Here is a 4,970-nt window from a genome sequence, read left to right as displayed (position 1 = left end):
CCACGCACCCCACCCTCACGAACAACTCCGGAAGGCCACGCCCATGGCACCCCCCGAAGCGGCCCCGTCCGCGGCGAACGGCACCGAGCCGTCGCTCGCGCCGACGGTGCTGGAAGCGCGCGGCGTCGGGAAGCGATTCCCCGGCGTCGTGGCCCTCGACGACGTGTCGTTCACACTCCGCGCCGGCGAGACCCACGCGCTCGTCGGTGAGAACGGCGCGGGCAAGTCCACCCTGATCAAGGTGCTCACGGGCGTCCACCGGCCGGACAGCGGCGCGTTGCTGCTCTCGGACCGTCCCGTCCACTTCTCGCGCCCCTTCGAGGCACAGCAGGCCGGCATCTCCACGATCTACCAGGAGGTGAACCTGGTTCCGCTGATGAGCGTGGCCCGCAACATCTTCCTCGGCCGCGAACCCCGGACCCGCCTCCGGCTGATCGACTTCTCCCGGATGCACGCCGAGGCGGCGACCCTCCTCGACGGGTTCGGCGTCCGCGTCGACCCGCGCCGCCCGCTGCACACCCTGGGCATCGGCGCGCAGCAGATGGTGGCGCTCGCCCGCGCGGTGTCGGTACGGGCCGACGTCGTCGTCATGGACGAGCCCACCTCCTCCCTGGAACCGCGCGAGGTCGAAACGCTGTTCCGGGTGATCGGCGACCTGCGCCGGCAGAACATCGCCGTCGTGTACGTGAGCCACCGGATGGACGAGCTCTACCGGATCTGCGACCGGGTGACGGTGCTCCGCGACGGCAGGCACATCCACACCGGCGACCTGGCGGCGCTCGACCGGATGCAACTGGTCTCCATGATGCTGGGCCGGGAGCTGTCCGAGGTCCGCAGGCACGGCACGACGAGCTTCGCGGCCGAGGGGCACGACATCGCCCGCAAGCCCGTCCTCACGGCGACCGGCATGGTCAGGAGGCACCAGCTCGACGACATCTCGCTCGAACTCCACCCGGGGGAGGTGCTGGGTCTGGGCGGTCTGCTGGGCTCGGGCCGGAGCGAGACGGCGAAGGCGCTCGCCGGCGCCCTGCCGCTGGAGGCGGGGCGGATCGCGGTCGGCGGCGCGCCGCTGGAACGGTTCTCCTCCGCGAGCGCGATCCGCGCCGGGATCAGCCTGCTGCCCGAGGACCGCAAGGCGGAGGGCATCGTGCCCGGCCTCTCGGTGCGCGAGAACATCGTGCTCGCGGCGCTGCCCCGTCTCTCGCGGGCGGGCATCGTCTCCCGCGCGCAGCAGGACCGCGTCGTCGACATCTTCATGAAGCGGCTGCGGATCAAGGCCTCCAGCCCGGAGCAGAAGGTCGGCGAACTGTCCGGCGGAAACCAGCAGAAGGTGCTCCTGGCCCGTTGGCTCTGCCTCGAACCGAAGGTGCTGCTGCTCGACGAGCCCACCCGCGGGATCGACGTCGGGGCCAAGGCGGAGGTCCAGGCCCTCATCGACGAACTCGCCCAGGAGGGCCTGGCCGTCCTCCTGATCTCTTCCGACATCGAGGAACTGGTCGAGGGCTCGGACCGGATCGTCGTCCTCAGGAACGGGGCGACGGCCGGTGAACTGACCGGTGACCAGGTCTCGGAGAGCGAACTGCTGGCCGTACTCGCGGACCATTCACCGGACCCCGCACCACCCGCCGCCGAAACGGGGGCCACCGAACCCACCAACACCGAGGCCCCGGCCACCAGGACAGTCTCGGCCGGGACCGCCGTGACCAAGACCACCGGCACGACGGCCCATCACGCCCATGCCGCCCAGGCCGCCCATGGCGCCGAAGACGCCGAGGAGGACCTCCGATGACCACCCAGGTGACCGCCGCGCCCCCGGTCGGCGCCGCCGCGCGGCGCAGTGCCCCGGCCTGGTTCCAGGAGTACGGCGTGTACGCGGCGGTGGCAGCGCTCCTGCTGTTCAACGCGTTCTTCACCGAGCACTTCCTCACCGTCGACAACCTCCGCACCCAGCTCATCCAGGTCGCCCCGATCGTCATCGTGGCCCTCGGCATGGCGCTGGTGATCGGGACCGAGGGGGTCGACCTCTCCGTGGGGTCGGTCATGGCCCTCGGGACGGCTCTGCTGCCGCTGTACCTGGGCTACGGCCTGGTCCCGGCCCTGCTGATCGCGCTGCTCGCCGGCGCCGTCGTCGGAGCGGTGAACGGCGCCCTCGTGTCCGTCGTCGGGCTGCAGCCCATCGTCGCCACGCTGGCGCTGTTCGTCGGCGGACGCGGCCTCGCGCTCGTGGTGGCGGACGGCCGGCTCAAGCAGATCGTCAACCCGGACCTGCTGTCGCTGGGCACCGGAAGCGTCCTCGGCATACCACTGGTCGTCCTGATCGCCGTCGTCCTGGCGTTCGCGGTGGCCTTCCTCGTCCACCGGACCACGTTCGGACGCCAGGTCGTCGCGATCGGCGGGAACAGGTCCGCGGCCGCCCTCTCCGGACTCCCCGTGAAGCGGGTGCTGACCGGGGTGTACATCCTGTGCGGCGTCCTCGCCGCCCTCGCGGGCGTCCTGGCCACCGCGCGCCTGACCGCGAGCGACCCCTCGTCCCTCGGCACCCTCATGGAGCTGTCCGCCATCACCGCCGTGGTCGTCGGCGGAACCCCGCTCAGCGGCGGCTCCATCCGGGTGCTCGGCACCGTCGCGGGCGCGCTGCTGATGCAGCTGCTGCGCGCCACGCTCGTCAAGCACGACCTGCCCGACTCCACCGCCCAGATCGCCCAGGCGGTCATCATCATCGCCGCCGTCTACGTCGCACGGGAGCGCCGATCCCGATGAACCCCACCTCCTCGCTCGCCGCTCCGGGCACGGGCACCGCGCCCTCCGCGCCCCACAAGAACGGCGCCGCCGACCGCGGGCGGGCCGACGTCTCCGGCCGGGAACGGCTCGCCGCGCTCGTACAGCGCCAGGGCGTCCTCGCCGTGCTGCTGCTCGTCGTCGTGATCGCCTCCCTCGTCTATCCCACCTTCGCCACCCTGGACAACGCGCGGGGCGTGACGGTGCAGGCCTCGTTCCTGGCCGTCGTCGCGCTCGGCATGACCCTGGTGATCATCACCGGCGGCATCGACCTGTCCGTCGGCTCGGTCTTCGCCCTGGGCGGTGTGCTCGCCGCCTGGGCGTCGCAGTGGGGCATTCTGCCCGCCCTGCTCGTCCCGCTCGTCGTCTGCGGGGCGATCGGGCTGGTCAACGGCCTGCTGATCGCCCGGGCCGGCATGGCACCCTTCATCGTCACGCTGGCCTCGCTCCTCGGGGCCCGGGGGCTGCTGCTCGCCCTCACCGACGAGGGCGCCACCACGTACCTGGTGCCCAAGGGCTCGGCGTTCGCCGAGCTGGGCCAGGGGAGCGTGGCGGGCTTCGGCTACCCGATCCTCGTCGCCCTCGTGCTGTTCGCGGTGGGCGGGCTGGTGCTCCAGCGCACGTCGTTCGGCCAGACGCTGTTCGCGGTCGGCGGCAGCAGCGACGCGGCCACCCTGATGGGCCTGCCCGTGGCCCGCGCCAAGGTGACGGTGTACCTGCTGAGCGGACTGCTCGCGGGTCTCGCGGGAGCGATCAACGCGGCCCGGCTCTCCTCCGGCGTCACGATCATCGGCGCGGGCATGGAGCTGGACGCGATCGCCGCCGTCGTCATCGGCGGGACGCTGCTCGTCGGCGGCGCCGGGTCGGTGAGCGGGACCCTGTGGGGCGTCCTGCTGCTGGCGGTGATCCAGAACCTGATCAACCAGATCGGCACGCTCAACTCCTCGTACCAGTCGGTGGTCAGCGGTGGATTCCTCATCCTCGTGGTGGTCGCTCAGCGCTACCTGTCGCGGGGCCGAAGTACCGTCTGACGAGGGACGGATCCTGCTCGGCCCCACCCGGTCCGCCGGCGGTCCGGGCACGGTCCGGGCACGTCCCCGGGGCGGGACCGCACCCCCGCCCCGGGCGTCCCGGGCCCCACCCGCCAGACCCATCGTCGATCCAGAGCGGATCCCCAGCGGATCCGGAGCCGAAGCAGAGGAGTGCCGTGGGCGTCAGCCTCAAGGACGTCGCGCAGCGGGCGGGCGTGTCGATCAAGACCGTGTCCAACGTCGTGAACAACTATCCCCACGTCACGCCGCAGATGCGCGCCAAGGTGCAGCAGGCCATCGACGAGCTCGGGTACCGGCCGAACCTCACCGCCCGGCACCTGCGCAAGGGGCGTACCGGCATCATCGCCTTCGCCGTGCCCGAGCTGGGCAACCCGTACTTCGCCGAACTGGCGGGCGCCATCATCGACGCCGCCGCCCAGCACGACTACACCGTCCTCGTCGACCACACGGCGGGACTGCGCGAGCGGGAACTGCTGGTCTGCCAGGAGTTCCGCTCCCACGTCATCGACGGCCTGATCCTGAGCCCCATCCACCTGGAGACCGCGGACCTGGTCGCCCGGCAGGAGACCTCGCCGCTCGTGCTGCTCGGCGAGCGGGAGTACGAGGCGCCGTACGACCAGATCGCCATCGACAACGTGGCGGCGGCGCGCGAGGCGGTCCGCCACCTCGTGGGCCTGGGCCGCCGCCGCATCGCGTTCCTCGGTTCCCGCACGGGTCGCGAGCGGCAGCCGGCACACCTGCGGCTGCGCGGCTGGCGGGAGGAGCTGGTCGCCTCGGGCCTGGACCCGGCCGAGGCGCTCGTGGTCGCGACGGACGGCTACGGGCGGTCCGACGGCGCGACCGCGATGGCGGAGCTGCTGGACCGGGGGGAGCGGCCCGACGCGGTCTTCGCGTACAACGACCTCATCGCCCTCGGAGCCCTGCGAACGCTCACCGAACGCGGACTCCGCGTCCCCGAGGACATCGCGGTGGTCGGCTTCGACGACATCGAGGAGGCCCGCTTCGGCGCGATCAGCCTGACGACGGTCGCCCCGGACAAGCACGCCATCGCCCGCCTCGCCGTGGACCGCCTGGTCGAGCGCCTCGGCGGGGGCCCGATGTCCGAGCCGCGAAGGATCAGCCCCGGGTACGAGCTGGTGG

4 protein-coding genes are annotated in these 4,970 nt (G+C 72.3%); all 4 read left to right on the top strand.

All coding sequences use genetic code 11. The annotated features are described in order from the left end of the window. The first annotated feature begins 43 nt into the window (after positions 1 to 43). Positions 44 to 1,789 (top strand): sugar ABC transporter ATP-binding protein, encoded by a 1,746-nt coding sequence (locus EAO70_RS09645; protein WP_148002597.1) that lies wholly within the window; start codon positions 44 to 46, stop codon positions 1,787 to 1,789. Then, the gene (locus EAO70_RS09640; RefSeq protein ID WP_148002596.1) at positions 1,786 to 2,760 is read left to right on the top strand and encodes an ABC transporter permease; all 975 of its coding nucleotides are present in this window, start codon (positions 1,786 to 1,788) and stop codon (positions 2,758 to 2,760) included. Before EAO70_RS09645 ends, EAO70_RS09640 begins: the two co-directional genes overlap by 4 nt. Then, positions 2,757 to 3,809, top strand: a complete 1,053-nt coding sequence (locus tag EAO70_RS09635; protein WP_261992778.1) for an ABC transporter permease — start codon at positions 2,757 to 2,759, stop codon at positions 3,807 to 3,809. Before EAO70_RS09640 ends, EAO70_RS09635 begins: the two co-directional genes overlap by 4 nt. Before the next feature lie 176 nt (positions 3,810 to 3,985). Beyond that, positions 3,986 to 4,970: LacI family DNA-binding transcriptional regulator (locus EAO70_RS09630; protein ID WP_148002595.1), on the top strand; the 985-nt coding region annotated here is incomplete at its 3' end.

The organism is Streptomyces sp. adm13(2018), from assembly GCF_008042145.1.
GTDB lineage: Bacteria > Actinomycetota > Actinomycetes > Streptomycetales > Streptomycetaceae > Streptomyces.
Note: the sequence above shows the minus strand (reverse complement) of the source record. Positions and strands in the feature narration are given on the sequence as shown.